This is a genomic window from Bariatricus sp. HCP28S3_D3, assembly GCF_052065755.1.
Taxonomy (GTDB): domain Bacteria; phylum Bacillota; class Clostridia; order Lachnospirales; family Lachnospiraceae; genus Allocoprococcus.
Map to the genome: position 1 here is coordinate 37,066 of NZ_JBQHTK010000019.1, position 25,227 is coordinate 62,292.

A 25,227-nucleotide genomic window follows, 5' to 3' on the forward strand; every position below is an offset into this window, starting at 1 on the left:
ATGGGACAAAAAGTCCCAAAGCTCTGGACACCGTGACCAGATGTGTGGCCACACTCCGGGAAAAGTAGCAGGACGGCAGGAAACCGTCAAGGCTGAAATGAATGGGCTGACGCCCGGCCTTGACCGTTCCCCGCCGCCCCGCTGGATGGGTGGACAAGGTGGCCAATCCCTAAAAGTGTTTGGCCGCACTCGTTCATTTTGGGGCCTTTCTTCTCCCAAAATTGAAATGGGCGGGAAAGCCCTAAAATGGCTTTCCCGCCTTGATTACCCATTAGCAAAGACGGGCGAGACTGTCAACGGCGGCGCTGAAAGCGCCGTTCATCTTGACCGTTGACTGGCTCGCCTGGCTTTGCTACTGCCCGTAAGAGATGGAAAAACAAGATGGAAAACAAGGTTAAAAATGGTTGACAAGTCTATCGGATGTGTGTTATACTGTGCGACAGTTTGAGATTGGAAGGAGGCTTACGTGTGTTAATTTGTGTACGCTAATAAGCAATAAAAAGTAGAAGTACCTTTCCACATGATGGTGGGCTTTTTTTGCGTGCGTATGCAAAGGAACACGTAGGTTTGACACGAGCAGTCTTTGAACTGTATCGTGGTGTTTTTTCGTGCTTTGTTGTTATGCAGGCGTCTGCCCTCTCTGTGGGACAACGCCTGCTTTTTATTGCAGAAACAAAGGAACAATGCAATAAAAAAGGAGGTTCGCATTATGACCCAAAACAACAATTCATGGAGAAAAACTTATTTTACACTTCTTGCCGGACAAGCAATATCCTTTATTAGCAGCGGTATTTTGCAAATGGCCATTATCTTTTATTTGGTTGCGAAAACTAATTCTGCAATCATATTGACGGCGGCAACACTGATTGGATTTTTGCCGCAAGCCTGTTTAGGCCCGTTTGCAGGTGCTTTTGTTGACCGGCACAGCCGTAAAAGCGTAATGATTGGTGCGGATTTGATAATTGCCGCCGCTGGCGGTATTCTGGCGCTGGTGGCGTTTTACATGGAATTGCCCGTATGGTCTATTATGGTTGTCCTGTTAATCCGAAGTGCGGGAACTGCTTTTCATTCTCCAGCATTCAGCGCAGCAACACCTATGATTGTGCCAAAAGAGGAACTTACAAAATGCGCTGGTTACACGCAGACCATGCAAGCAGTAAGTGCGATTATCAGTCCAGCTGCCGCAGCGTTTTTATATGCTGTTTGGCCTCTTAATGCAATTATATTGTTAGATATTGTGGGTGCAATCCTTGCCTGTGTGACTGTTGCGATTTCGTCCATACCAACGCCTGAACTATGTCCAGAAACGAAAAGACAACAGTTTTTACAGGATATGAAAGAGGGGTATGTGGTATTAAAGCAAAACAGGGGCCTCTTTGCTCTGCTCTGGATTGGTGTAATTTATATGTTCTTTTATATGCCAATCAGTACGCTTTTTCCTCTCATCTGTATGTCATACTTCAAAGGAACACCGGCCCATGCCTCTGCCGCTGAAATTGCTTTTGCGGTTGGTATGCTGCTTGGCGGAGTCATTCTGAGCATTTGGGGCGGTTTTAAGAAACGGCGGTACACCATCGGTCTTTCCGTTCTCCTGATGGGCGTTAGCATTATGCTCTCCGGGCTTTTGCCGCCAGACGCATTTCTTGTCTTTGTTGTGTGCTGTACTGTTATGGGAATTTCCGCTCCATTTTACGGTGTGCAAAATGCGATTTTTCAAGAAACGGTCAAACCAGAATATCTGGGGAGAGTTTTTTCTCTACTGACAAGCGCCGCTTCCCTCGCCATGCCGTTTGGCCTTGTCATTTCCGGGCCTCTGGCGGAGCGGCTGGGAGTTGAGAAATGGTTTGTCATTTGCGGAATTGGCATTATCATCGTTGCGCTTGCCGTATTTTTACTACCCGGTTTGAGAGAGATTGACAATACGCAATAATCAACTGCACCTTTTTCTATTACTAAACAAAATGCCTGGATGGTGGTTCTGAAAAACCAGAACCGCCGTTCAGGCATTTTTTATCTTCGTCCTCTCTGCGGTTTTGGATTCTTCAGCAAGTCGGATTTTTCCGCAATCTTTTTCAGCCACTTCCGTTCTTCTACTGACAGCTTCCTAAAATTCAGCTTGAGCCGTTTGCAGATAAACGCCAAGTACGCTTGTTCCGTGTCGCTGTCCTGGCTGACGATTTCACCAGCAGTTTCCAGCATTTCTTTTAGCGGGTTATCCTCTGGGACGCTGAAAAAATCGTCCTTGTGTGTTTCCCGCAGAGCAAGGGCAATCCCGTTTATGTCCCGTTGTATCACATAGCGGCAAAACTCGTCCTCATCAATATGGGCGGTGATAAGCTGTCTTAACTGCGTATCACTCATGCCAGGATTATGCTTTTTTATAACAGTTGCGCTCATCGTGTCCACTATGGCGTTTGCACCCTGCGCCTGTTTCAGTGCCGTTCCGTTCACATAGATTTCAAGGTCAGCCATCAGCCGGGGGAAATCCGGGTGCGCCGCCAGCTCACACAGCAGGGTATTGTCTATCCTCCCGCTTTTCAGCAGGTCAATTGTTTCTGAACTTGGGATAAGGCTCAATGCGCTCTCGAAAGAAAACGGACAGATCAATCTGACAGCCACAATACCCCAAAGTAGAACATTGACCCACTTGGGAGCTTTCTTCAGAACGAATCTGAGAATCAACACAGCCAGGACAAGCCAGCTTGCCGATATGCTCATATTGATAATTTTCAAAAAGAGTTCGTTCATTGCGAACCTCCTTTCCTGATGCGGTCGATCATACGCTGCACCTCATCAAGGTCATCTTCAGACATATCCTGATGCTTTGTAAAAGCAGCGATAAAGGCAGGCAGAGATCCTTCAAATTTCTTCTCAACCAGTTCGTCGATTTCACACGCTTGGGCTTCATCCTTGGAGACGAGAGAAGTGACTGTGCCGTTGTCATTCTTCAGCACACCACGCTCACCAAGACGCTTGATAACGGTATAGGTCGTAGTTCTTTTCCATCCGAGCTGATCCTGGCACAGCTTTACAAGCTCAACAGCAGTGACCGGTTCACGCTCCCACATAATCAAACAAAAACGATATTCACTTTCGTGGATCTTCGGAATTTCCATATTCATAACCTCCTTGTCTACACGGTTAGACTTTGATTATAGTCTACACCATTAGACAGCAAAAGTCAATGCGTCAGGTAAGAGTTCATAAAGAATTAAGAAACTCAGGAAAGCAGAACTGGCGTACCGTATTGACAAAGTTACTCTACGGTTGTAGAATAAAATTAACACTACAAATGTAGAGGAGTGATGAGATGAAGGATATGATTCGCCGTTTGCCCGATGCCGAACAAGAAGTAATGCAGGCGATCTGGGCTTGTACGGCTCCCGTTGCAAGAACGGATATTGAGGAAATCTTGTTTAAGACGCATCCTATGGCTATGACAACTTTGCTGACTTTGCTTACCAGATTAAGTGAAAAGGGCTTTATTTCGATTGAAAAGAATGGACGCAGGAGTTACTATACCCCGTGCATTTCCCAGGAAGATTATCTTGCATCTCAAAGCAAGAATTTCTTTGAAAAGCTCTGTGGTGGAAGTCTATCGGTCTTTGCAAACGCTCTTTGTGATAGCGGTCTGACCAAAGACGAGATTGCGGAACTGCGTACCCTTCTGGAAAGGGGCGAACTATGAGTACAGACCTCTTAATTAAAGGATTATTTGCAGGCGCTTTTAGCCTTGCGTTTGCTTGGGTAGTGTTCACCAGATACGACGGAGAAATCGGCTCTGAATCATCAACTGAAGGAGGACAGAAGTATCTTCCCCTTATTCATGGTGCTTTACTTCCAGCGTTCATTTTGGCATTGGTTCTCCTTGGCTTGAAATTTTACGGCACAGCACCAACAATGAAAATGGCATTGACCATGTGCTTCGATATTTTCTTGCACATAAGCCTTTACTATGTTGTTCTTATCATGGTATTGCCGTTTTTAAGGAAGCATATCAGCGCTCGTGCCTGTGCGATGCTATGGTTATTGCCAAACTATCTGTATATAACGCAGCAAAGCTATATGGAGATCCCAAAGCCACTGTTCACACTTCATGTATCAAGCAGCCTGATTAAAGTTCTTGCCTTAATTTGGCTGACTGGTTTCATAGCGGTCTTCGGATGGAATATCATAAGACATTTGGCATTTCGTAGGAAGATACTGAAGAATGCTGTGCCGGTGACAGATTCAGAGGTATTGGCGCTTTTCCAAAACGAGCTTGAGGAAACAGCAGTACACAAACCAAAGTTCCAACTTGTAATGTCGGATAATGTATCAACGCCATTGACAATCGGATTGTATAGACGTAGCACAAGAATTATTTTGCCAAAGAAAAGCTATTCTTTGGATGAGCTGCGCTTGATCTTCAGACATGAGCTGATTCACATTTGCAGAGAGGACAGCTGGGCAAAATTCTTTATGATGTTTTGCACCGCAATGTGTTGGTTCAATCCTCTTATGTGGGTAGCCATGAAAAAGAGCGCAGAAGATATGGAGTTAAGTTGTGACGAAACAGTTCTTCTGGAAGCGGATGAAAGCACCAGAAATCAGTATGCAAATCTGATTCTTAGTGCTGCCGGGAACGATACTGGTTTTTCTACTTGCCTTTCAGCATCGGCTTCCTCCATGCGATACAGACTGAAAGCCATAGTCAAACCTAAAAAGCGTCGCACGGGTGCGTTAATTGTTGGATTGACCTTCTTCATTCTCTGCATGACCTGCGGATATGTTTCTTTGGCTTATGGAGAGGATACAGGAGTAACGACCATTTTCCGCAACCACAATCTGACCGAGTTTGTAGCTGATGATATTACAGTGACTGGAGGACAATATACGAATGGTATCGACAATGTGGACGCTGAAGCGTTGACTGAATATATTGCGGGACTTCGCACCCAAGAGATGACCGGTAATTACTCTTACTCAGAAGATGATAAGGATCTTTCTATTTGGTATAACAGCCCACACGGAATCGTACTGGTTGATCTTCATACCGAATATATCCAAGTCATATATCTAAGTGATGAGAATGATGCATGGTACACTTACCATTTACCTGAACCGACAGATACTTCGCCGTATTCTAAAAGATAGCGGCACCCCATACTTAGCAGAGTCAATACCAAATTTAGAGGAATAATATGATATATTTTTGCGTTTGGAAAAAGCGCTATTTCAGTGACACCGAGCATACCGCTATAACCGATGGCCGACACTAAGATCGAGAGAGTAAGGGTGATTGACCACTCCTTAGTCAAGTTGTATATCGGAAATGCTGCGCCGCCAAGAAGTACAAAAAATATAAGTGTCATTGCCGTAAACAGCTTTTTGTGTCTTTTCACAAAGTGAGTAATCTTACTCATATCAATCACCTCCATGTCTTTCAGAAACAATCAGAAGTTGTATCGTGGGTATCTTTGATATTCCTCAGGTATCTCGTAATCATAGCAGCCAAGACCTCTGACGAGCTTAGATTTATAATCAGGAAATGCCCACTTGTTCAGATAATCAATGAAGTCAGGTGCGCCAAAAAATGCACCAAGTTGATTGTCACCAAAGTGCTTCAAAAATTTACCATTCTCAGGACCATGCCATACCCAATTAGCGGCAAAGTCCCAACAGTATTTATCAAGATCGGCAGCAACTTCCGCAGGAACCAAGTAGATCGTTGCTTCACTGTCATGGCTGAGAATGACTTCTTTCATGCCGGTATATTCGGTTTCATCAACGAAAACCATGTCTCCTTTGTGGTAGATCTCAATAGTACATTCACCCATCGTTCCACCTTTTGAAAGGAAACCAGTGTAGCAAACACGGTTGTAGCCGTAGTTTTCATCCATGATTGAAAAACCTGCGTTTTCAAAATTGTTTATGAAGTCTTTCAGGAACATCTTTTCTCCGGAGAATGTTCCTACATTCCCATAGAATCCATTGTAAATGTAAGCATAGCAGAAGTCGAAGTCTACGTCGTGAAATTCTACATAACCATCAACCTGAGATGACAAATTTGCGGTTTTTATCATGCCAGACTGCGTTCTCATGGTAATGGTATTTCCATCAATTTCAAATGCGATTACATTCATGTCGTGTAAGCTGTAGGGTGGATTTATTTTATCAAATATGGTTCTAATCATGGCTACCTCCAGTCTATTCCTTTTCCTCTAACACCCAGGGAAGCGTTACCCAAAACTCCAGATCGAAATGAGGTGTCGGGAACCCCGGCGCTCCATACGGATATGGTTCATGGCAGCACCGTATTTCGCCCCAATCCGTAACCGTACTTTTTGCGGTATCTTCATTCAGAATTCGACCGGCAATACGATAGCTGAACTGGTATAAGTGTCCATCGTTTTGGGGTATGATCTCACATACATAGGTGGCTTTCTCCGTTGAGATATTCAGTTCGCTCAGTATTGCATGAACTGCTTCGGGAAGATTATTGCGGTTGCATAACTCTATGAAATTTCGGCAGTCACCACAATCGCAGCTCCAGGGTTCGCTTGTCAAATACCATTCTGCTGTTGCAGATTCATCTATTTCTACTTCAAAATTCCAAAGGCCTCTTTTTAGCATTTCATGCACCACCATTCATGTGAGTTTGATTATTCGTATTTCTTATTCAACTTCTTTCAGTAGTTCTTCGACAGAAACACCGAATAGTTTTGCCAAAGCGAATAGGTTAGAAGTGCTGGGATCTGAAATACCTTGCTCCCATTTGGATACAGACTGTCTGCTGACGCCAACAGCTTCAGCAACAAATTCCTGTGTCATCTTATTCTTAGTGCGATGATTTTTCAAAACTTCTCCCAGGGACTTTTTAATGATTGCCGATTCCTTGCGGGAGTCAGAGGATGAGATGTATTTTTTTAATGCTCTGCAAAGCAATATAAAAAGATAAACAACTCCTCCAATGGTTAAGAAAAAGAGTGGTAGCGCAATCAAGGCCATAAACAATGTAGTTTTCATAATGCTTCTCCTTTCGTGGTTTGTTGTGCTTATATCGTAGCAAAAACCACTCGTTGCTACCACCAACTATCACGCACTTATAGGGTGCATTTCAGGTGCGACACTGCACTTGCAATTATTTGTACTTTTTCTTCAATGCTGCAATATCTTCTTTGTCGATCCATTCCTCAGAATAGCCACAATCACAGCAGACATATCTATTCACCAGAACAGCGGAGAAGTTGCTCCAGCCTACCTGAATATTGTTTCCTACACCGTATGCTCCGGCTTTTCCCGGAACCATGAGAATATCTGTGCTGTTGCACTTTGGGCAGATTCGTTTTGTTTTCATATCAATACCTCCTGCGACATAATCAGTTTCCACTCAGCTTTTCAGCAACAATAGACATTTGTGCTTCGGTAGGCTCCCAATCAAAGCTGATCTCGATGATTCTATCATCGTAACACAAAAGATAGCTATTCAAAGAGCCGCTGTCCTGGTATGCCAGACGATATACTTCGTTAGCTTTCCATGGCGTTGGGTCTTGTTCCAAGTACACACGCTTAAAACCTTCAGGAATATCAGTATTGTCGGTTTCATCCTTTTTGTCTATCGTCTGTTTTTTGCACATTTCATACAGCGACGGAACATTTATAATGGTCATGGTGTATTCAAGCTGAGGAATATCCCTGTAGTTTTCAGCATCGTAGCGAGGGTGCTGACGCATAACAAGCTGACCGAGTAGTAGCGACACATTACCACGGCGTTCTTTGATATAACCATCAAAATCAATATCCACGAGATCTTCAACCACAAGAGGAAGTTCATCTTGATGAATGACCCAAGTCATCCCCCTATGCTCATAGGTTTCTTCGTTTTTGTCTGCAAAGAATCCGTGGTTAGAAGCATAGAGCGTTCCAAAGGTAATTGCACCCATCATGGCAAACGCAACAACGAAACTGGTGAGCATGGTCACTGTTCGGTTAACACCTCTGGATGCCTTCCTGCGTTTCAGGAACTCCTTTGTGGCATTGACGATCACAAAGAGGGATGGCATATAAATACACATCAGAATTGCAATCCATCTCTGCAAGGTATCGCCGCAAATGATGTAATTCACGCCCCAGAAGATTGCTCCACCAATTATAAGAATCAACACAACCTTTTGGAATTTTGATGTGCTTGGCACCTTCAGAAATTCACCATGTTCAGCTGCAACCTTTGCTTTGGAGTGCCATCGGAAATAGCAAACCAATTCTACGATACAAAGAATAGCTAAGAGTAACCACGCAAAACCGGTGAACAACTTTGTCGGAGTTGAAAGTAAGTCAATCGGATCGCCAAGCAAATTACTGATCCACATAGCTCCGTTCAATAGAGCAATAGCAAGCAGAGCAATATATTGAGGAATAAATCCTTTCTTTGCGGAAGCATGGATTGCCTGCAACTCTAATTCAGGGTCTGTTTCAATCGGAATAGGATTTTCACGCTCATTGTAAAAAATCTGTAACTGTGCAGAGGTGCAGGCAAGCTGCCATCCGGTATGAGCGCAGAAGTCATGGAACATTTTCTGTTCTTCGGAAGGTTCCGGGTCGAATTCAGATGCCTTTGGAAAATAGGAAACTGCAAAATGAATATTCTTTGGCTCAATGCGACGATAGACCCAGCCCGTATTTATGATTTTTTCAATCATCCATCCTTTTGCTGCCATCCTTTCAAGATGTCCACTAATCCCGGTATGGTCAAAAAAGGATAATGGCTCAATTCTGCGTTTCGTGTTTTTCATTAGACTTCCTCCTTCCCAAAAATCAAATGATAATCAGCCAGCTGCGCTGTCAGTCTGGCACATTCTTTTTCTAACATTTCTCTGCCCTTATCCGTGAGGATATAGCTGCGACGGCGGCCTTCAACTTTTGTTTCCCGAATCATCTCGGCTTCCAGAAATTGTTCAAGCAGAGTATATAGTGTACCGGAGCCAACATTGACTCGTTGGTTTGTCATGGCAGGAACTCTATCCAGAATATCCATGCCGTAACATTCTTCTTTCAGACAAAGCAAGGTGTAGAACATCTGCTCTGTCAGCGTTTGAAATTTTGCTCTTGCCACACGGTTCACCTCCAATTCTCGAATATCGAGTATTATCTACCTTTATTATATCTCGATAATCGAGAATGTCAATATGTGTGGGTGTAGTTCATAAAATATTAAGAAAGCCACGGCAAATACTCGCTCCAGAGCATAGCCGTGGCTGTTACTTATTCGTCCTCTATAGGTGCTGCACTTTCAGCCATTTTAATAATTTCGGAGTCAGGCATTTTGCTCGGAGTGTATTCCAGAACATAACTGACTTCGGGATCAACCGTCCAACACAGAAAAGCAGTGTCATCCTTTTTATAGAGTGCGCCGTGCCAGTCCTGAATCATCATTTCTTCGCAACTGTCCATCATATCAACCGGGAAAAGTACATTCAGGGCATCGGTGTTCAGTCCGGTAACAGAGGATGGATCACCGGCTTCACCGTATGTAGTTTTCAAAATTCTATAATAGATGTTATTGTCCTTGTCGGTTTCGTGACCGTAGGTAAGAGTAGCGACAAGCTCTGTTTTGGAAACCTGCTTAATATCTTCGCCCAGGACTTCTTCTGCGGCTTGCTCAAAGCGTTCCAGAAATTCTTCCGGGTCTATTTCTTTCTCTTTCTGTGAAACTACGGCAGCGACAATGCCAACCGCAACGATAATTACAGCAAAGACAATAAGTAAGATTTTCTTTTTGTTCATGTTCATCCTTCTTTGAAAAAGAGTGTGAGGGTCAACGGGTTACATCTGGCAAGTTGATGATATTGGCATTTGCTTTCTTTGCGTATTGCAAGGTTTGGTAAGCTCCGCCTGAGTTGTGTTCCACACAAAAAACAACCAAGTCTGAACGGTCAACCATAGAGCGATTTCTGGTTTGATGGGCTGACTTGAAATGCTTTTCTGCGGATTCAGCGCAGATCTCAATCTCATCATAATACTCATGGAACGATTGCTCGTTGTAGCGATATTCTGCTGTTGCATAGGGCAGAACCAAAACAAGTGCGCTGTTGTCATCACGGACGGTTCGTTTGCATCTGCGGACAGTCGATGAAACAAGTTGGTCAAGCCATAACATTTCCACTGCAGACAATAGAATTATCAGAGATGTCAATTTTTTTACCTATTAAGCGCAAAAAATCAATCATATCATAGACATCCGTTTTTAAATATGGATTTTTTATGATAAATTTTTGTTTGTTAACAGATAAAAGTAATGCCGTTTTAGTGGCCCCTCCTACAAGCGGTCCACTCAAATCTTCGCTAGAGTATGAAAAATTTTTTATATCTAACTCGGTTATATCGCTATTGTCACCAAAATTACCTATTATTCTATTAGATTCTATACTTATTTTGTGATTAAAACATTCAATCACTGAAGCAATATGAGAAAATGGTCTATTATGTGAATCTATCGAATCACCAATTTGACAACCTCCAGAACCATAATATTCAAATTTTCCTAATGCAATTAATAGCGCCGGGCACAAATACATAGAACCATGAATACACTTTCCTAAAAAGAAAGGAATGTTGGCATTACATATGGTACTTGCGTCAATAAACAAAGTCTCTGTCCGAGATAAGTGTTGGTATGCATAACTGACCTGTTTATTCATTTTCTATGAATGCCCTGGGTAAACGAAAAGGAACAAGGTATATTTCATCCTTGTTCCTATCGGTCAGTATGTGCTATTCAGTTCAACAAATTGGAATTTGTTGCTCCGTCAAACTGAAAGTTTCAAGCGTTATAGACTTCCCACAAATATCTCTGCATCAATCGTCAAAGTTTTTAGCTTTTTGAAATCAATCTCAGTTTTATCTACATGGAAGAGCAGTGGGGTCATGTCTGCAAAAATTTTAATATCCTCTAACGGCATTTCATATGATTCTGAAACTCTTTTTTGGTAAATAACAGAATACTGCTTCTTGAATAAGTTAATCACATTCTCATTGGAATACTCTTGATTTTTCAAATGTTCTTTTGCAATGTTTCTGAACTCCATCAGATGTTTATTCCCAGGAATAACCTTTACAATATAGCCGCTATCCGTCAGAACTCTATTGAACTCCAAATAATTAGCTGGTGTAAATATGTCCAGTATACAGTCTACTGAGTGGTCTCTAATTGGCATATTTTCCAAATCACCCACAAACCACTTTATAGACTTACTACCGTCTCTTTTTGAAGCAAGGGAAATGGCATCTTTTGAAATATCAAAAGCAACTATATCTGCTTGAAATAGTTCTTTGATTTTTCTAGAATAATATCCTTCACCACATCCGACATCAAGAATAGTTGTTATGTTTTCAAGCTTGCTCAATATATGTGTTATCTCCGTAAGAATATGTGAATAGTATCCCTTTTCTAAAATATCCATTCTGCTTTCAAAAGAAGTTCTGCTATAATGCTTAGATTGCTTTTGATTTAATGCAAAATTCACATATCCTAATTTAGAAATATCGAAACAATGCTTATTACTACACAGCAAACTATTGCCTACCATCTTTAACTTTCGTTTACATATTGGACAACGAAAAAGCTTTTCGCTGTCATTAAATCTAATAATTTTATTCATGACATCCTCCATTATTACATTCTTGCCCGAAAGCGAGTTATGTAATACGGATGTACCGCAACACAACTCGCGGTATTATCTTAATCTCATATATGCTGTCATCTTATCACCTCCTCAAATTCAAGTTTGTATAACTATTTTATTGCATTATAGCATACTTTGGTCTGCTTTTCCCACTCCAGAGAAAATTTCTTTGTCGATAATTATCCTACCTATAGGAATATTTTTATTCACCAATACTTATCTCGGACAGAGATTAAACAAAAAATCGGATAAACATTTATATTCCATAATAGATTCCTTGTAACTCTAATTGTTGATAGACAAAAAAACAGATCGCCTATGCATCACAAACAAAATACGGTTAATTTAGTGTTTTGTTTTGTAATTAATTTTAGAAAATGTATTTTTGTGCTTGCTTTTAGGATTCTCTTTCTTGCTTTTTGAACGATTGTGAAAACCTAAATCCTTCCCCATTGAATTGTGTTGCTTATTCTTCTCGTTTGTGTTACTAACCAACTGACCGCAGGCAGCTTTGATGTTATTACCTCGTGATTCTCTCATTTTTACTTCTAAACCAGCCGCTTCAAGTCGCAATTTAAATGCAACTAATTGTTGTTTGTTTGGCCTGTTAATATTGCAATTTGCGGTATCATTATATTGCAAAAGATTTATCAAAACATTTTTCTCACGAAACCATCTTCCTAATTGACGTACATCAGTTGCTTTATCATTTAGACCAGGAATCAATAAATAAGCAATTGTTACTTTTCTGTTATGTCTTTCCGAATATGATAAAACAGATTCAACAATCTTATTTATGTCATAACCTTTCATGTGAGGTATAATTATATCTCTTGTTCTTTGATTTGTTGCATGAAGAGAGAGGGTGAGTTGTATCTTCAGATGTTCTTCTCTTATTTTTTTTAATTGTTCTAAAGGACCTACTGTCGAAATATTAATTCCATCTGTGGGGAAATTAAGCCCATTTCTATCTCTTAGTATATGAATTGACTTAATTACATTATCATAATTAAAAAATGGTTCACCCATTCCCATATATACAATTCTGTTGACTTTTTCCTTCAGTAATGTTACTTGTTGCACAATTTCGGAAGGAGTTAAATTTCTTATAAATCCATTACTTCCAGATGCACAAAAAATACAACCGACAGGACATCCTACCATTGTACTAACACATACAGTTACACCTGTTTTTCTCTTTATGCAAACAGTTTCAACGCAGTAACCATCCTTTAATTTGAAAGAGTATTTTCTTGTGTCACCGCCATTATAAATATCATTAATGCTCATTGTTTGATATTTCTTTTGGGGCTTTTCCTTATAAAGGGCATGCATAAGCGATCGAGCTTTTTTTTCTCCAACGCAATCACAAATTTCTTTATATGTATAACCGTATGGGTCCGAATTTATCATTTCTTCAGTGATAATTATTGTGTTTTTATTTTTCATATCATCAATACCTTTCGAGAAATATAATTACAAAATACGATAAACTACCATTATTATAATAACATTTCTAAAACAAAAAATCAATAATCTACATATCTATTTTACTTAAAATACTAAAAATACTCTAAAAATATATGTATCGAATTTTTATGTAAAATATTTGTCAGAAAGAAATTTAATAATGCTGTCTAAAACTTGTGTAGAAAGATAACTGAATTATTATTTTCTGTTTAAATCACATACTCTAAATTGTTGATTTTTTTAGGTGGTATCGAAAAAAACGACACCATCTTTTCTTTTTCGGGAAGGTTATTGACAAATAAACAAATGTTCTTTATAATAGTAAATTGGTAAATAATGTATTTGCCTTACAACTGAATACAAACTGAAACACATATTTTTTACTTATTGGCTGCATGCCAACACATATTATCTGACCGAAAAAGTATAGTCCGATACTCGGTTAGTAACATACGGGCAATCAGAGCTTAAAGTTTAAGCCGTTACATAGTTTCAGTGCAAACTGTGCGAGAGGATGAAATGTCCTCCCGCTATTTGTGCTGTCTATGTGACGGCTTTTTTTGTTGTGCAATTTAAACGAAAATAAAAAAGTTTCAAAAAAAGTCGTTTTTTCAGGCTTTCAAAATGCCTACCAAGTGAAGGGCGTTTTTGTGCAACGCTACAAACTTTCAACTTTTTGAAAAAAGTTTTGAAAAAACGTACAAAAATCGGTGTTTTAAAAGTCACCCCTTGGTCAGGCAAGTATCTTCGTTGAGAAAGAATTGCAACGAGTAAATCGTGAAGCGATGGCAGATCTTAACGGCAAAGATATTCTGTTCAAATTCCCACCCACCTTTGCAAGCACCCACACCGCACTGGTACTCAAAACACCTAAAACCAAAACCAGTGTCCGCAAGGTATTTCTCCCGAAGACTGTGGCAGAAATGCTGGTTCAACGTAAGGCTGACATCGAAGAGCTGAAAGACCTTTTCGGTGACGAGTTTACAGACTTCAATTTAGTATTCTGTTCTTCCAACGGCAAGCCGATTGAGGGTCAGGTTATCAACCGTGCTTTCAATAAGTTGATCGAGGAGAATGGACTTCCAAAAGTAGTTTTCCATAGTCTTCGCCACTCCAGTATCACCTACAAGCTGAAGCTGAATGGCGGCGATATGAAATCCGTTCAGGGCGATTCAGGTCACGCACAAGTCAAGATGGTAGCAGATGTTTATTCCCACATCATCGACGATGACCGCAGACTGAATGCAGAACGTCTGGAAGCAGCTTTCTATTCTGGTAGGACTGCAACCCCTGAACCGGTACAAAAGGTGCCAGAAGTCACACAGGACGATGATACGGCACTTCTGATGAGACTCTTACAGAACCCGGAAATGAGCGCACTCCTGAAAACGCTGGCAAAGAATCTATAACGAAACAAGGACAGACCCTTTTACATAGCTGATAAAGCTGTAAGAGGGTCTGTCCTTGTTTTTTTGTTTTAAGAGGTGAATTAGATGAACATGGAGTTCATGGATGAATACTATGAGCGCATGAGAGCTGATGACATTGAGAAATTATCATCACAGCGTAATGACGAATACGAAGAACGGGCTAAGGAGTATTCAGCTGCAAAGAATGCTCTTATTGAAGGGCTTGGATTAAATCATCTGTTTGACAGAAGCCACCAGCTGACACCAGAAGAAAAGCGGTTATGGAGATTATTTGACAGAGTTGAGGTTGCGGAGATTATGGCAAGAGATGCTCTCGCTAAAGGTGCTTACATGGTTGGTGCCGAAGATCGTGAACGAATGCTTCGGTAAAAATTAGACCTGCTTCGGCAGGTCTGCATTACATACAATCATAAAGTCTGAAAAAACCTTTGAAATTCTCAATAATTCTGGTTGAAAAATTCGGTTTGAAATGATATATTAAACAGACTTAAATTGGTGTCGTGTGACACCAGCGGTCCCACACGAGAATGAACTGGATTTCCTATCATTCCGCATAACGAGCAGATACATAGTGACATTTTCTTGTATTCAAAACGTCCGCCAAAAATCGAACGGCTTGCTAATTTAGAGCCAGTTGGACGTTGTAAAATCCCTCTGAATCAGCTATCACAGCATGGTATCAGATGGGATTGGAAATACTGAAAAAGCCTGTATTTCCAAGCATTTTTTAGTATCAGGTGTCACTTGCCGATGTCGAATCGGGTCTACTCCTAAGCACTAGTTGTGGGTTCGATTCCCGCAGGGAACGGTTTGAAAGAAAAAAGCGTCCATGATCTTAGCAGAGAATGCTAGAGGAGGGGGTGCTTTTTTGTTGGGGAAAGTAGATTCTAAAATAATTCGGATGATATAAAATGCAAAAACATTACAAATGAATTGAAATAGTAATGATCAGGTATTATAATAATAGATAATCGAAAAGAAATGGAGGAATAATGAATGGCTAGTACAATTCAAGTACGTGTTGATGATGAGTTAAAGAGTAAGTCAGACCAGTTGTTTAAAGATCTTGGCACAGATACTACTTCTGCAATTCGGATGTTTTTGACACAAGCTGTTGCAAATAACGGTTTCCCATTTGAGATAAAACGGGTGGAGCATAATCCATATGCTGACATGTCTGAAGAAATGATGTTGGAGAAACTGGAGAAATCAAGAGTATCTGCATCAAAGGGTAATTATCGATCTGCGGATGCGGTTATTGCTGATATGAGGGAAAAGTATGGAATATAAAGTAGTAATAACAGCAGATGCAGAAGAAGATTTAAATCAATACATCAGATATTTGCTTACTGTGAAAAAAAGTGATCAGGCGGCGAAAAATGTTTTGGATGATTTTGAGACTACTATTCGGAGCCTTAAAAGTGTTGCAGGAAGTTTGAAGCCGTGTGATAATCCTCGATTAAAAGAACTGGGGTATCGAAGGATAAATTTTCTTTCACATAGGTATTTTATGCTGTATCGAATTGTTGAGGATATTGTGTTTGTAGATAATATTTTTCATGAATTTCAGGATTATGAAAACAAAATGATTTAATTGAAAATGGGATTCTTAGGAAAGGTCATTTACCGTAAAGACGATAGATGGCCTTTTTCTTATGTCTTTTTCGATGGAAAGGAGGAAAGATGGCAGGAAAAGAATATACAGCGAAAGACAAGATCTTTTCTAAAATGACAAGAGAAGGTCTGACAGAAGAAACACTCCGGGATGGTTCTGTGAAGAAAATCGGCCAGAAAAGCCGGGATGAACCTGAACTTGACAGTAAGGAGCGGGATGAGAAAAATGCAGCTCCCGGCAAAAGGCTGTCGGACAGTTCCGGAAGAACTGATAACCGACGCATGAGAAGGTATGTGCAGGAATTAAGAATGTCTTCGGATATTGCATCTGAAGAAAGACCTGCAAGAACTTTTTTAAAAGCAAATAGTGAAAGAATCATAGAAAAAAGGACAGCCGGTATCAGGGAAAGCTTCGTTCTCAGGAACAGATTCCGGAAGTATCCGGTATCTCGGATCAGAAAGATCAAGTAAAGAAGAAACGTGCTCGAAAGAGACTGACAGAAGAACAGGAAAAATCGGGGAGGCTTCCAGATTGAAGTTTGATGCTGCGAAGGAAGCAGCAGACCGAACTGCCAGGGATTCAGTGCAAAATGCAGAAAAGAAGCGTTTCTTAAACCGCTTCTTCCAGAGAAAAAATATAAAGATGCCTACCGGGCTGCCAGAGCTGGAAAAACAGCAGGAAGTCTCGGGGGAGAAACAACGATTGCCGGTGTCGAGAACATGACGGTAAAAGCCAAGATTGCTTTAAAAGAAATCGTAAGGCGAAACCGTACCGTGTTTCTTGGTATCGGCATTTTTTCGCTCATTTTTATGCTGATTGCAGTTTCTTTGGGAAGCTGCAGTGCTTCGATTCAGGGTGGAGCTTCCGTGATCGGTATGACAACCTATCCCAGCACAGATGCAGATATCTATGCGGCAGAAAATGCTTATGCTGCCATGGAGGAGGCATTAAACCGGCAGATTAACAATATGGAATCCATTTATCCGGATTACGATTCCTATCAGTACAACGTCAGTGAAATCGGGCATAATCCGTATCATCTGACTTCATACCTGACTGCAAAGTATGGCGGATAAACCTATGAGGATATAAGGGATGAGCTGCAGGATCTTTTCCAGGCACAATACCATCTGTCTACCCATGGAAGAACGGAAACAGTCACAGAAACAATAACTGTCCGTGTGGGAGAATCACTGGGAAATGTAGTCACCAGCGGATATTGCAACTGTTCTATCTGCTGTGGCAGGTGGTCCGGCGGGCCGACAGCCAGCGGTGCATATCCGACTGCAAACCATACCATTGCTGTTGATGCAAACAATCCAATCGTACCCATGGGGACAAAAGTGATCATGAACGGTGTGGAATATACGGTAGAGGATACCGGAAATTTTGCCAGATATGGAGTTGCTTTTGATGTGTATTACGACAGCCATTCTGCGGCCAGTGCACATGGACATCAGACCTGGGAAGCATTTCTGGCGGATGATAATGGCAGCCGGGAGGTGGAGGTTACTACCACGACTACACAGAGAGTCCTCTATGTCACTCTCACGAATACGAATTTTGATGCAGTGGCAAGGGCAAATCTGACAGAGGAACAGGAAATTCTGTATGATGCATTAAATACCACACTGGGCAACCGGGATTATTTGTGGGATGTAAACCGGATTACCGGAGCCGGAGGCGGTATGAGTTATGAGATCCCGCCGGAAGCACTGTCAGATGAACGGTTTGCAAGAATAATCCGGGAAGCAGAAAAATATCTGGGATATCCCTATGTATGGGGCGGATCTTCACCGAGCACCAGCTTCGACTGTTCCGGATTTGTATCCTGGGTAGTCAATCATTGTGGAAATGGATGGAATTATGGACGACGGACTGCAGATGGGCTTCGTGGCCTTTGTACTTATGTTCCGCCGTCACAGGCAAAGCCAGGAGATCTGATCTTTTTCTAGGGAACCTATAATACAAGCGGTGCCAGCCATGTGGGAATTTACGTTGGTGATGGAATGATGATCCACTGCGGGGATCCGATCCAGTATGCGAATATCAATACATCCTACTGGCAGCAGCATTTTATGTGCTTTGGAAGACTGCCTTAAAAATAAAAAAGAAGGAAGGTGAAAATTTGAATCGGAAGATTAAAAAGTATCTGGATGAGATTGAAAAGACCGAAAAAAAGATCGCTGATCTGGAAATGTACCTGAAAGGTGTCCGGTCAGCTCTGAAAGAGGAAGAAAATAACGAAATGATCAAAAGTATCCGTGGAATGAAATTAAATGGAAGAAACTGAATAAAAAACTGGTGATGCTTTTGACAGCAGCAATGATGCTTTTTGGAAGTCAGGCTACTGCGTTTGCCTATGTGGATCAGGGTACAGAAGCTGCTCAGGAGAAATCAACAACAGAAACGGAGGAACCGGTGGTTGAGGATACTCATACCGAGGAAAATGGCGATCCGTTCTCTGTTCCTGGTAACGGAGAGATAAGGGATGACATTACCGATGATTCCAGTAAGGAATTCTTGACGATTAAAACAAAGAATAACAATACGTTTTATATCGTAATCGACCGGGCAGCTACTACGAATAACGTGTACATGCTGTCTCAGATTGATGAAAATGACCTGAAAGAATTTCTGGATGAGGATCAGCAGCAGACTTTAGAGACTGCCCCTTCGGTAGTCCTGGAGGATGAGCATACAGACGATACGGAAAGCAGCATGGTTGTTGAAGAAGAAACACAGGCAGATAAACCGGATAAAACAGCAACAAATTCTGGTCTGTTTGTGATCCTGCTTCTGGCTGTAGCAGGGATTGCAGGCTATTACTACTTCAAGATCTACAAACCGAAGCAGGAAGATGATGATTCTGAAAACGAAGGTCTGGAAATGGATGACGGGCTGGAGACCATCAATGAGGATGAGGAATCAGACAATCCGGAAGAGAAAGTCGAATCACAGGAATAAATCCAAAAAGGTGGAAGCTGATGTTGTATAAGGGCAACGCAGCTCCCATATAAGTGAAAGGAGTTGTAAGAATATGTATTTAGTGATTACAGAAAAACCAAGCGTAGCCAGATCCATTGCGGATGTGATCGGCGCACAGAAACGTGAAGACGGATATCTGGAAGGAAAGGATTGTATCGTCAGCTGGTGTCTTGGACATCTTGCTGAATATGTGGCTCCGGATGCTTATGACGAGAAATTCAGCAGATGGAACTATGAGGATCTGCCCATTATTCCGCAGGAGTGGAAACTGGCAGTGTCAAAGGACAAGAAGGATCAGTTCTATGTGTTAAAGAAGTTGCTGAACCGTCCGGATATCGACTATGTAGTAAATGCCTGTGATGCAGGACGGGAAGGCGAGCTGATTTTCAAGAGAGTCTATGATCTTTCCCAAAGCAGAAAACCGGTAAAAAGATTGTGGATCAGTTCTATGGAAGATGAAGCCATCCGTGAGGGATTTTCTCAAATGAAAGATGCGTCTGCATATGAAACCCTTGCTGATGCTGCGGTATGCAGAGCCCAGGCAGACTGGCTGGTAGGAATGAACGCAACCAGAGCTTACACCAGTAAATATTATAAGAAGCTGGCTGTGGGGCGTGTCCAGACACCAACGCTTGCCATGCTGGTAGACAGGGACAGGGCTGTTTCCTCATTCCAAAAGGAAAAGTATTTCAATGTGGAGTTGGATCTGGATGGTCTGCAGGTAGAAAGACAGAAAATCTTTGATGAAAAGGAAGCAGAAAAGCTGAGAGTTCTTTGTCAGGGAAGCGATGCTGTTGTGGAAGAAATCCGATCAACAGATAAGACTGTAAGACCACCGAAGCTTTATGATCTGACTACTTTGCAGAGGGAAGCGAACCGGCATTATGGGATGACTGCCCAGCAGACGTTAAATGCAGCACAGTCTCTGTATGAGCAGAAACTGATCACCTATCCGAGAACTGACAGCCAGTATCTGACGGAGGATATGGAGGTAACTGCAGGAAATGTGATTCGGAGAATTCATGAAAAGTATCAGCTGACAGGTCCCTTTGATCAGCCGGAAAAGCCGAATATCAGGCTTGTCCTGAATAACCGGAAGGTATCCGATCATCATGCAATTATTCCCACTGTGGAATTGACAGATTATGATCTGTCACAGTTAAAGGATTGGGAACAGAGGGTATTGTTCCTCATCTGTGTCCGTATGGTGGAAGCCACTGAAAAAGATCATATTTTCACAGAAACCGATATTACCGTGAAGTGCCAGAACGAGCTGTTTTCTGCAAAAAAGAAAGCGGTAAAGCAGATGGGATGGAAGCTTTATGAAGAGTGTTTCAAGAACAAAGAAGGGCTGACAATGGAAAATCCCGAAAATGTGGAGACAGACCGGTTTTCTGATCTGGCTCCCGGACAGATCTTTTACAATGTGTCAGCTGATAAATCAGAGCATTTCACTTCCCCACCGAAACAGTACAGTGAAGATACTCTGCTTGCGGCTATGGAGACAGCCGGGAATAAGCAGTTTGATGAGGATACGGAGAAAAAGGGACTGGGTACTCCTGCAACCAGAGCAGGAATCATTGAAAAACTGGTACATTCCCAGTATGCCGTCCGTAAGGGAAAACAGATCATTCCTACAGAAGATGGAAAGGTGCTGATTGAGATTCTGCCCGATTTTTTGAAATCAGCCAGCATGACTGCGGAATGGGAAAATCAGCTTCTTGAAATGGAAAAAGGCAAGATCACCCCAGACAGATTTATGACTGGAATTAAGAATATGCTCACTATGATGCTGAATGGATGTGACACGATTCCGGAGGAAGAAACCAGAAGATTCCAGACAAGGGAAAGCATTGGAACCTGTCCGGTATGCGGAAGTCTGGTGTATGAAGGGAAAAAAAACTTCTACTGCAGTAACAGGGAATGTCGTTTTGCCCTCTGGAAAGAAACAAAATATCTGGAGCGGATGCTGAAAACCATCGATAAACGTATGGCTGCAGAACTTTTAAAAAGTGGAAAAGTCCGGGTGAAGGATCTGTATTCTGCCAAGAAAAATATGTATTTTGAAGCGGATCTGATCATGGATGCCAGTAAAGACCGTGTAAATTTTTCTCTGGAGTTTCCGAGTAAAAAGCCTTCTGGAAAAGGCAAGAAGAAATAGAAAAATGAAATAGGAAAGGATGAAAAATATGGAATTTGAAAAATTTGTAGAAAACGTAAAAGAAACAATCAAAGATTATCTTCCAATGGAGTATGAAAACGCCATTGTTGATCTCTATCCCCATGAAAAACTGAATGAAAGTTATCTGGGAATGACAGTAAGAAACGAAAACCAGAATATTTCACCGACTCTCAATCTGAATATGTTCTATGAACAGTTACAGGCGGGGCGTTTTGATTTGGATCAGATTATGGAACAGATGGCAGAGGTGGTACAGATGACACCGATGTCTGTTCATATGGGGCTTTTCACAGATTATGATTTTGCAAAACACAATCTGTTTATCAGAGTATCTGATGCAGATTGAAACCAGGAAATGTTGTCTAACGTTCCTCATACAAGAGTAGAAAACCTGGCAATTACCTATCATGTGTTAATTGAGTCCGGAGCAGGAGGAATTGCATCTTCGATTGTGAACAATGATATGATGAAACTTTTTGGTGTTTCAAAAGAACAGCTTCATATTGATGCACTGAATAGCAGTCCCAGATTATTTCCTGCCCATATAGATTCATTGAATACAATGATGGAGAACATGGCAAGACGTGACATGCGGGTTGCCGGTGTGCCGGAACAGGAGATTGAAATGATGATTAAAGGGATGTCTCAGGATATGGCAGTCCCACTTACTATTGTTACGAATGAACAGACGATGGATGGTGCTGCAGTTCTTTTTTATCCTGGATATATGGATCTGATCGGAGAACAATTAAAGGGTGATTATTATATATTACCTTCTTCCGTACATGAAATGCTGGTTCTTCCTGATGATGGAGGGATGACTTCTCACGAGTTAAAAGCCATGGTAGTGGCTGTAAATAACACAGAGGTACAACCGGCAGAAAAGCTGGCAGATGAAGTGTATCACTATGATACCAGAGACAAGATTTTTGAAAAGGCAACAGCTTTTGAGGAACGCCAGAAAGCAAAGGGAAAGGAACAGACAATGCCTGACAAGAAAGAACCCAATAAGTCTCAGCCGGTACATAAGCCGAAGCATAAAGCAAATGATATGTCACTTTAAAAATATGTGTATAAGAAAGCCCCGCCGGAACCAAAACCGGCGGGGTTTTGGAAAGGAGTTCAAATGAACAGAGAAAATAATTTTGTAGCAGTTCAGTCCGCTACTATCCCACTCCCTGTCGCAGGAAAGGATATGAATAGTATCCTGAAATCTCTGGAAACAGGTGTAGAGAATATCTTTACCGGTGATAAATATGCCCAGTATCTGCAAACGATATCCAAATTTCATCGGTATTCGTTTAATAATACCCTTTTGATTGCGATGCAGAGACCGGATGCAACACTTGTTACCGGATACCGAAACTGGCAGTCAATGGGCAGACAGGTAAAAAAAGGGGAAAAAGGAATCACAATCCTCGCTCCTGCCCCGATCAAGAGAAAAAGGGAACAGGAAATTCTGGATCAAAATAACAAGCCACTTCTTGACGGGAATGGAAAACCAAAGACAGAGGAAGTTGAAGTGCTCATCCCGCGTTTTAAGCCAACGACCGTTTTCCACATCAGTCAGACGGATGGAGAGCCCATTGAAACACTGGCTCCTGAGGAATTAACGGAGGCGGTTGCTGATTATGAGTTGTTTATGAAAGCAATCACAGAGGTCTCTCCTGTTCCGATTCGATTCGATGAGATCGAAGGCGAAGCAAAAGGATATTATCATTCGGTCGATAAAGAGATTGTAATTCAAAAGGGGATGAGCGACAGCCAAACCATTAAAACAGCAATCCATGAAACCGGACATGCAAGACTTCATGATAAGGATCTGATGGCAGAACAGGGCATTGAAAAGGACCGGCTGACCAAAGAAGTAGAAGCGTTATACTCATGTTTCTTAAATGTTGATTAATTGGTATATTATCCATATTTTCCTCACTTTCTGTGTAAAAAGATAAGCATTATTAGTGTCAAAAATAGGGATATCGTTTTTGGATATCCCCCAGAAATAAAAGGTTATGTTATTATCGCAATCCGCACATACGTGCCATTTCATCCTCATTGCCGACCCATAAAGGTGATTCTGATTCCACGGGTGTTGGAACTGATTCCATAGCAGCTCTCAACTGTTCTACAGATGGTTTTGCATAATAACTCTTTGTTGTATCGGTTCTTGCATGTCCAAGTACTGTAGAAACGAGCTCAATTGCAACTCCATCCTGATATAGATTTGTGGCTCGTGTCCTTCGGAACATATGGCAATGCACAGATTTTGGCAGATCAATTCCTGAATCACGCACAATTGCAGAGTATTTTTTAATAACACGCTGAACATTTGCTACTGACATTCTGTCAGTGTGACCTTTTATGGTTGTTGAAAAAAGGTAATTGTCCGGTGATTGATTTTTATGATACACGCGTAGATACTCTTTCAAATGCTCTGTAGCCTTATCCGTTAGTTGAATTGTGCGCTCTTTATTACCTTTTCCTGTTATAAAAATACTCGGATATTTAGTATTTAGAGCAATGTCACCTAAACGGATGTTAAGCAACTCACTAATTCTTACCGCTGTGTCATACAAAAGGATAAGTATTACCCTGTCACGCAATCCAAACTTTGTATTAGGCGGTGCGTCGAACAGTGCTGTAAGTCCTTCGTTAGATATAATTCTTTTTTCTTCTTTTGTGGTTTTGCAAGGCGTTATCTGTGATATCGCCAAAGCAATTGATTGGATTGATACATCCATATCAGCTGAGTAAAAGAGGTAGGAACGTATTGCAGCTACACGGACATTAACAGTAGATGGTTTATAGCCCTTACTAAGCAAGTATTCTCTATAGTTGTAGATGCATTCTTTAGTACAGTCTGCATACTGAAAAGTTGCAATGGATTTATTAGCTTCTTCAACAAGATAATTCTTAAAAATAGTTAATGAATCTCTATAGGATTCCACCGTTTCAGGACTGCGGCCAGCTTGTTTTACAAGGTAGTGGTTTAGGAAATTCCAGGTTCGGGAAAAAAATAATTGCTCCGTTGTTATCTTATTCTTCATATGGCAGCACCTCCGGAATTACATTATCAGATGTAACATCTTTCTTTCTGATTACATCAAATGCTTTATCTACAAGGTGATAGTAATAGTAAGTTTCATCAGGACTTGTATGACCAAGATAACGACTAAGGTATGGAAGCATTTTATTAGTATCTATGCCGTTAAGCATCCATTCATTTAAACGCTCTACAACAAAAGCATGCCTTAAGCAGTGCGGTGTTGGATGTTTTTTGAGATTTTCGGAGTTTGAAATTCTATCCCAGTATCTATTAAAAGTGGCTTCAACTCCACTGCAAGAGATTGGCTTTTCAGGATTATTACCTGGAAACATCCATGGTGTCTGTGGTAAATTTTCATTCATTTTAGACATATAATCCGAAATTACATCTACTCCATCTGGAGGAAGATATACTAAACGATCTTTTTGCCCCTTGGAATCAAGGATTGTAATAACTCCTGTTTCTAAATTCACATTCTGCTTCTTTAGAAGACGCCCCTCAGAAAGTCGTAAGCCACAACAGAAATACAGTAAAAAAAGTATTTTACATTCCTTTGTAAGTCTTTTTTGAATCGTGTTGTGCGATGTAAGCAGGTTCATCTCCTTTAATAAAGCTGTTACTTCTTCTTTTGTAGGAATGTAAAGAATCGGTCTATAACTTTTGCAATTAAAACTGTTCGGTACAAATGCATCAATGCCCAACGAGAGCATGTATGTACTAAGTGTTGGACAGCGAATTGAGGGAGACGCAAACGACAAATTATTTTTCCGTCCTTTAAAGAATCGACCGCGCAGTCTGGGAGCTAATGGCAGATTGACAGCGATAATACGGCA

The 25,227-nt window shown here is 41.2% G+C and carries 27 protein-coding genes and 3 pseudogenes; 14 read left to right on the forward strand and 16 right to left on the reverse strand.

The window, feature by feature from the left end:
• Positions 1-709: 709 nt before the first annotated feature.
• On the forward strand, positions 710-1,930 hold the full coding sequence (locus tag ACTNB3_RS11890; RefSeq protein WP_075680193.1) for an MFS transporter: 1,221 nt from the start codon (positions 710-712) through the stop codon (positions 1,928-1,930).
• Positions 1,931-2,010: 80 nt separating this feature from the next.
• Here the strand turns inward: ACTNB3_RS11890 and ACTNB3_RS11895 are convergent, their stop codons facing one another.
• Together ACTNB3_RS11895 and ACTNB3_RS11900 are read right to left on the reverse strand one after the other, a co-directional pair.
• Positions 2,011-2,748 (reverse strand): M56 family metallopeptidase, encoded by a 738-nt coding sequence (locus tag ACTNB3_RS11895; RefSeq protein ID WP_441025857.1) that lies wholly within the window; start codon positions 2,746-2,748, stop codon positions 2,011-2,013.
• A complete protein-coding gene (locus tag ACTNB3_RS11900; RefSeq protein WP_441025859.1) occupies positions 2,745-3,116 on the reverse strand; it encodes a BlaI/MecI/CopY family transcriptional regulator in 372 nt (123 codons plus the stop codon). The genes ACTNB3_RS11895 and ACTNB3_RS11900 overlap by 4 nt, the downstream gene beginning before the upstream one ends.
• Positions 3,117-3,310: 194 nt before the next feature.
• Here ACTNB3_RS11900 and ACTNB3_RS11905 point away from each other — a divergent pair, with 194 nt between their 5' ends.
• Positions 3,311-3,688, forward strand: a complete 378-nt coding sequence (locus tag ACTNB3_RS11905) for a BlaI/MecI/CopY family transcriptional regulator (RefSeq protein WP_441025861.1) — start codon at positions 3,311-3,313, stop codon at positions 3,686-3,688.
• Positions 3,685-5,136 (forward strand): M56 family metallopeptidase, encoded by a 1,452-nt coding sequence (locus ACTNB3_RS11910; protein WP_441025863.1) that lies wholly within the window; start codon positions 3,685-3,687, stop codon positions 5,134-5,136. The genes ACTNB3_RS11905 and ACTNB3_RS11910 overlap by 4 nt, the downstream gene beginning before the upstream one ends.
• Here the strand turns inward: ACTNB3_RS11910 and ACTNB3_RS11915 are convergent.
• From ACTNB3_RS11915 to ACTNB3_RS11970, 12 genes are all read right to left on the reverse strand, one after another.
• Complete coding sequence (locus ACTNB3_RS11915) at positions 5,088-5,405, reverse strand: hypothetical protein (protein WP_441025865.1); 318 nt, start codon at positions 5,403-5,405, stop codon at positions 5,088-5,090. The genes ACTNB3_RS11910 and ACTNB3_RS11915 overlap by 49 nt on opposite strands.
• A gap of 30 nt (positions 5,406-5,435) precedes the next feature.
• A complete protein-coding gene (locus ACTNB3_RS11920; protein ID WP_441025867.1) occupies positions 5,436-6,176 on the reverse strand; it encodes a hypothetical protein in 741 nt (246 codons plus the stop codon).
• A 13-nt stretch (positions 6,177-6,189) separates the two neighbouring features.
• Positions 6,190-6,615 (reverse strand): hypothetical protein, encoded by a 426-nt coding sequence (locus ACTNB3_RS11925; RefSeq protein WP_441025869.1) that lies wholly within the window; start codon positions 6,613-6,615, stop codon positions 6,190-6,192.
• Between the two features lie 42 nt (positions 6,616-6,657).
• Entirely contained in the window at positions 6,658-7,008 is a 351-nt protein-coding gene (locus tag ACTNB3_RS11930; protein WP_441025871.1) for a helix-turn-helix domain-containing protein, read from the reverse strand.
• A 115-nt stretch (positions 7,009-7,123) separates the two neighbouring features.
• Positions 7,124-7,339 (reverse strand): hypothetical protein, encoded by a 216-nt coding sequence (locus ACTNB3_RS11935; RefSeq protein ID WP_441025873.1) that lies wholly within the window; start codon positions 7,337-7,339, stop codon positions 7,124-7,126.
• Positions 7,340-7,361: 22 nt separating this feature from the next.
• On the reverse strand, positions 7,362-8,774 hold the full coding sequence (locus tag ACTNB3_RS11940) for a DUF2812 domain-containing protein (protein WP_441025875.1): 1,413 nt from the start codon (positions 8,772-8,774) through the stop codon (positions 7,362-7,364).
• Positions 8,774-9,094, reverse strand: coding sequence for a PadR family transcriptional regulator (locus tag ACTNB3_RS11945; protein ID WP_441025877.1), 321 nt, complete (start codon positions 9,092-9,094; stop codon positions 8,774-8,776). Before ACTNB3_RS11945 ends, ACTNB3_RS11940 begins: the two co-directional genes overlap by 1 nt.
• Positions 9,095-9,243: 149 nt before the next feature.
• Positions 9,244-9,765, reverse strand: a complete 522-nt coding sequence (locus ACTNB3_RS11950; RefSeq protein ID WP_441025879.1) for a DUF4367 domain-containing protein — start codon at positions 9,763-9,765, stop codon at positions 9,244-9,246.
• A gap of 31 nt (positions 9,766-9,796) precedes the next feature.
• Entirely contained in the window at positions 9,797-10,138 is a 342-nt protein-coding gene (locus tag ACTNB3_RS11955) for a hypothetical protein (protein ID WP_441025880.1), read from the reverse strand.
• Positions 10,125-10,679 carry a hypothetical protein gene (locus ACTNB3_RS11960; protein WP_441025882.1) on the reverse strand — a complete coding sequence of 185 codons (555 nt, stop codon included), beginning with the start codon at positions 10,677-10,679 and terminating at the stop codon, positions 10,125-10,127. The genes ACTNB3_RS11955 and ACTNB3_RS11960 overlap by 14 nt, the downstream gene beginning before the upstream one ends.
• Positions 10,680-10,808: 129 nt before the next feature.
• Complete coding sequence (locus ACTNB3_RS11965) at positions 10,809-11,639, reverse strand: methyltransferase domain-containing protein (RefSeq protein WP_083655179.1); 831 nt, start codon at positions 11,637-11,639, stop codon at positions 10,809-10,811.
• A gap of 369 nt (positions 11,640-12,008) precedes the next feature.
• Positions 12,009-13,112, reverse strand: coding sequence for a 23S rRNA (adenine(2503)-C(2))-methyltransferase RlmN (locus ACTNB3_RS11970; protein ID WP_118408992.1), 1,104 nt, complete (start codon positions 13,110-13,112; stop codon positions 12,009-12,011).
• Between the two features lie 749 nt (positions 13,113-13,861).
• Between ACTNB3_RS11970 and ACTNB3_RS11975 the strand changes: the two are divergent.
• The 11 genes and pseudogenes from ACTNB3_RS11975 to ACTNB3_RS12025 form a co-directional block, all read left to right on the forward strand.
• Positions 13,862-14,542: pseudogene (locus ACTNB3_RS11975) on the forward strand (site-specific integrase); the annotation flags it as partial.
• 84 nt (positions 14,543-14,626) lie between these two features.
• Positions 14,627-14,932: a hypothetical protein gene (locus tag ACTNB3_RS11980; RefSeq protein ID WP_171332334.1), complete on the forward strand. Its 306-nt coding sequence runs from the start codon at positions 14,627-14,629 to the stop codon at positions 14,930-14,932.
• Between the two features lie 627 nt (positions 14,933-15,559).
• Entirely contained in the window at positions 15,560-15,853 is a 294-nt protein-coding gene (locus tag ACTNB3_RS11985; RefSeq protein WP_441025885.1) for a type II toxin-antitoxin system RelB/DinJ family antitoxin, read from the forward strand.
• A complete protein-coding gene (locus ACTNB3_RS11990) occupies positions 15,843-16,157 on the forward strand; it encodes a type II toxin-antitoxin system RelE/ParE family toxin (protein WP_441025887.1) in 315 nt (104 codons plus the stop codon). The genes ACTNB3_RS11985 and ACTNB3_RS11990 overlap by 11 nt, the downstream gene beginning before the upstream one ends.
• 89 nt (positions 16,158-16,246) lie before the next feature.
• Positions 16,247-16,648: a hypothetical protein gene (locus tag ACTNB3_RS11995; RefSeq protein ID WP_441025889.1), complete on the forward strand. Its 402-nt coding sequence runs from the start codon at positions 16,247-16,249 to the stop codon at positions 16,646-16,648.
• A 13-nt stretch (positions 16,649-16,661) separates the two neighbouring features.
• Positions 16,662-18,280: pseudogene (locus ACTNB3_RS12000) on the forward strand (C40 family peptidase); the annotation flags it as partial.
• A 26-nt stretch (positions 18,281-18,306) separates the two neighbouring features.
• A complete protein-coding gene (locus tag ACTNB3_RS12005; RefSeq protein WP_427808670.1) occupies positions 18,307-18,471 on the forward strand; it encodes a DUF4315 family protein in 165 nt (54 codons plus the stop codon).
• Positions 18,472-18,485: 14 nt separating this feature from the next.
• A complete protein-coding gene (locus ACTNB3_RS12010; RefSeq protein ID WP_427808677.1) occupies positions 18,486-19,145 on the forward strand; it encodes a CD1107 family mobile element protein in 660 nt (219 codons plus the stop codon).
• 73 nt (positions 19,146-19,218) lie between these two features.
• Positions 19,219-21,327, forward strand: coding sequence for a DNA topoisomerase 3 (locus ACTNB3_RS12015; protein WP_441025891.1), 2,109 nt, complete (start codon positions 19,219-19,221; stop codon positions 21,325-21,327).
• A 28-nt stretch (positions 21,328-21,355) separates the two neighbouring features.
• Positions 21,356-22,411 (forward strand): annotated as a pseudogene (locus tag ACTNB3_RS12020) (DUF5688 family protein).
• A 63-nt stretch (positions 22,412-22,474) separates the two neighbouring features.
• A complete protein-coding gene (locus ACTNB3_RS12025; protein ID WP_441025893.1) occupies positions 22,475-23,254 on the forward strand; it encodes an ArdC family protein in 780 nt (259 codons plus the stop codon).
• Positions 23,255-23,366: 112 nt separating this feature from the next.
• Here the strand turns inward: ACTNB3_RS12025 and ACTNB3_RS12030 are convergent, their stop codons facing one another.
• Complete coding sequence (locus ACTNB3_RS12030; protein ID WP_441025895.1) at positions 23,367-24,395, reverse strand: tyrosine-type recombinase/integrase; 1,029 nt, start codon at positions 24,393-24,395, stop codon at positions 23,367-23,369.
• Positions 24,385-25,227, reverse strand: an 843-nt coding sequence (locus ACTNB3_RS12035) for a tyrosine-type recombinase/integrase (protein WP_441025897.1), incomplete at its 5' end; no start/stop codon positions are given. The genes ACTNB3_RS12030 and ACTNB3_RS12035, both read right to left, overlap by 11 nt.

Bases quoted from the DNA above. Each gene is read 5' to 3' on its own strand.
- ACTNB3_RS11890 (WP_075680193.1), top strand. From the start codon at position 710: ATGACCCAAAACAACAATTCATGGAGAAAAACTTATTTTACACTTCTT.
- ACTNB3_RS11895 (WP_441025857.1), bottom strand. From the start codon at position 2,748: ATGAACGAACTCTTTTTGAAAATTATCAATATGAGCATATCGGCAAGC.
- ACTNB3_RS11900 (WP_441025859.1), bottom strand. From the start codon at position 3,116: ATGGAAATTCCGAAGATCCACGAAAGTGAATATCGTTTTTGTTTGATT.
- ACTNB3_RS11905 (WP_441025861.1), top strand. From the start codon at position 3,311: ATGAAGGATATGATTCGCCGTTTGCCCGATGCCGAACAAGAAGTAATG.
- ACTNB3_RS11910 (WP_441025863.1), top strand. From the start codon at position 3,685: ATGAGTACAGACCTCTTAATTAAAGGATTATTTGCAGGCGCTTTTAGC.
- ACTNB3_RS11915 (WP_441025865.1), bottom strand. From the start codon at position 5,405: ATGAGTAAGATTACTCACTTTGTGAAAAGACACAAAAAGCTGTTTACG.
- ACTNB3_RS11920 (WP_441025867.1), bottom strand. From the start codon at position 6,176: ATGATTAGAACCATATTTGATAAAATAAATCCACCCTACAGCTTACAC.
- ACTNB3_RS11925 (WP_441025869.1), bottom strand. From the start codon at position 6,615: ATGCTAAAAAGAGGCCTTTGGAATTTTGAAGTAGAAATAGATGAATCT.
- ACTNB3_RS11930 (WP_441025871.1), bottom strand. From the start codon at position 7,008: ATGAAAACTACATTGTTTATGGCCTTGATTGCGCTACCACTCTTTTTC.
- ACTNB3_RS11935 (WP_441025873.1), bottom strand. From the start codon at position 7,339: ATGAAAACAAAACGAATCTGCCCAAAGTGCAACAGCACAGATATTCTC.
- ACTNB3_RS11940 (WP_441025875.1), bottom strand. From the start codon at position 8,774: ATGAAAAACACGAAACGCAGAATTGAGCCATTATCCTTTTTTGACCAT.
- ACTNB3_RS11950 (WP_441025879.1), bottom strand. From the start codon at position 9,765: ATGAACAAAAAGAAAATCTTACTTATTGTCTTTGCTGTAATTATCGTT.
- ACTNB3_RS11955 (WP_441025880.1), bottom strand. From the start codon at position 10,138: ATGTTATGGCTTGACCAACTTGTTTCATCGACTGTCCGCAGATGCAAA.
- ACTNB3_RS11960 (WP_441025882.1), bottom strand. From the start codon at position 10,679: ATGAATAAACAGGTCAGTTATGCATACCAACACTTATCTCGGACAGAG.
- ACTNB3_RS11965 (WP_083655179.1), bottom strand. From the start codon at position 11,639: ATGAATAAAATTATTAGATTTAATGACAGCGAAAAGCTTTTTCGTTGT.
- ACTNB3_RS11970 (WP_118408992.1), bottom strand. From the start codon at position 13,112: ATGAAAAATAAAAACACAATAATTATCACTGAAGAAATGATAAATTCG.
- ACTNB3_RS11980 (WP_171332334.1), top strand. From the start codon at position 14,627: ATGAACATGGAGTTCATGGATGAATACTATGAGCGCATGAGAGCTGAT.
- ACTNB3_RS11985 (WP_441025885.1), top strand. From the start codon at position 15,560: ATGGCTAGTACAATTCAAGTACGTGTTGATGATGAGTTAAAGAGTAAG.
- ACTNB3_RS11990 (WP_441025887.1), top strand. From the start codon at position 15,843: ATGGAATATAAAGTAGTAATAACAGCAGATGCAGAAGAAGATTTAAAT.
- ACTNB3_RS11995 (WP_441025889.1), top strand. From the start codon at position 16,247: ATGGCAGGAAAAGAATATACAGCGAAAGACAAGATCTTTTCTAAAATG.
- ACTNB3_RS12010 (WP_427808677.1), top strand. From the start codon at position 18,486: ATGCTTTTGACAGCAGCAATGATGCTTTTTGGAAGTCAGGCTACTGCG.
- ACTNB3_RS12015 (WP_441025891.1), top strand. From the start codon at position 19,219: ATGTATTTAGTGATTACAGAAAAACCAAGCGTAGCCAGATCCATTGCG.
- ACTNB3_RS12025 (WP_441025893.1), top strand. From the start codon at position 22,475: ATGAACAGAGAAAATAATTTTGTAGCAGTTCAGTCCGCTACTATCCCA.
- ACTNB3_RS12030 (WP_441025895.1), bottom strand. From the start codon at position 24,395: ATGAAGAATAAGATAACAACGGAGCAATTATTTTTTTCCCGAACCTGG.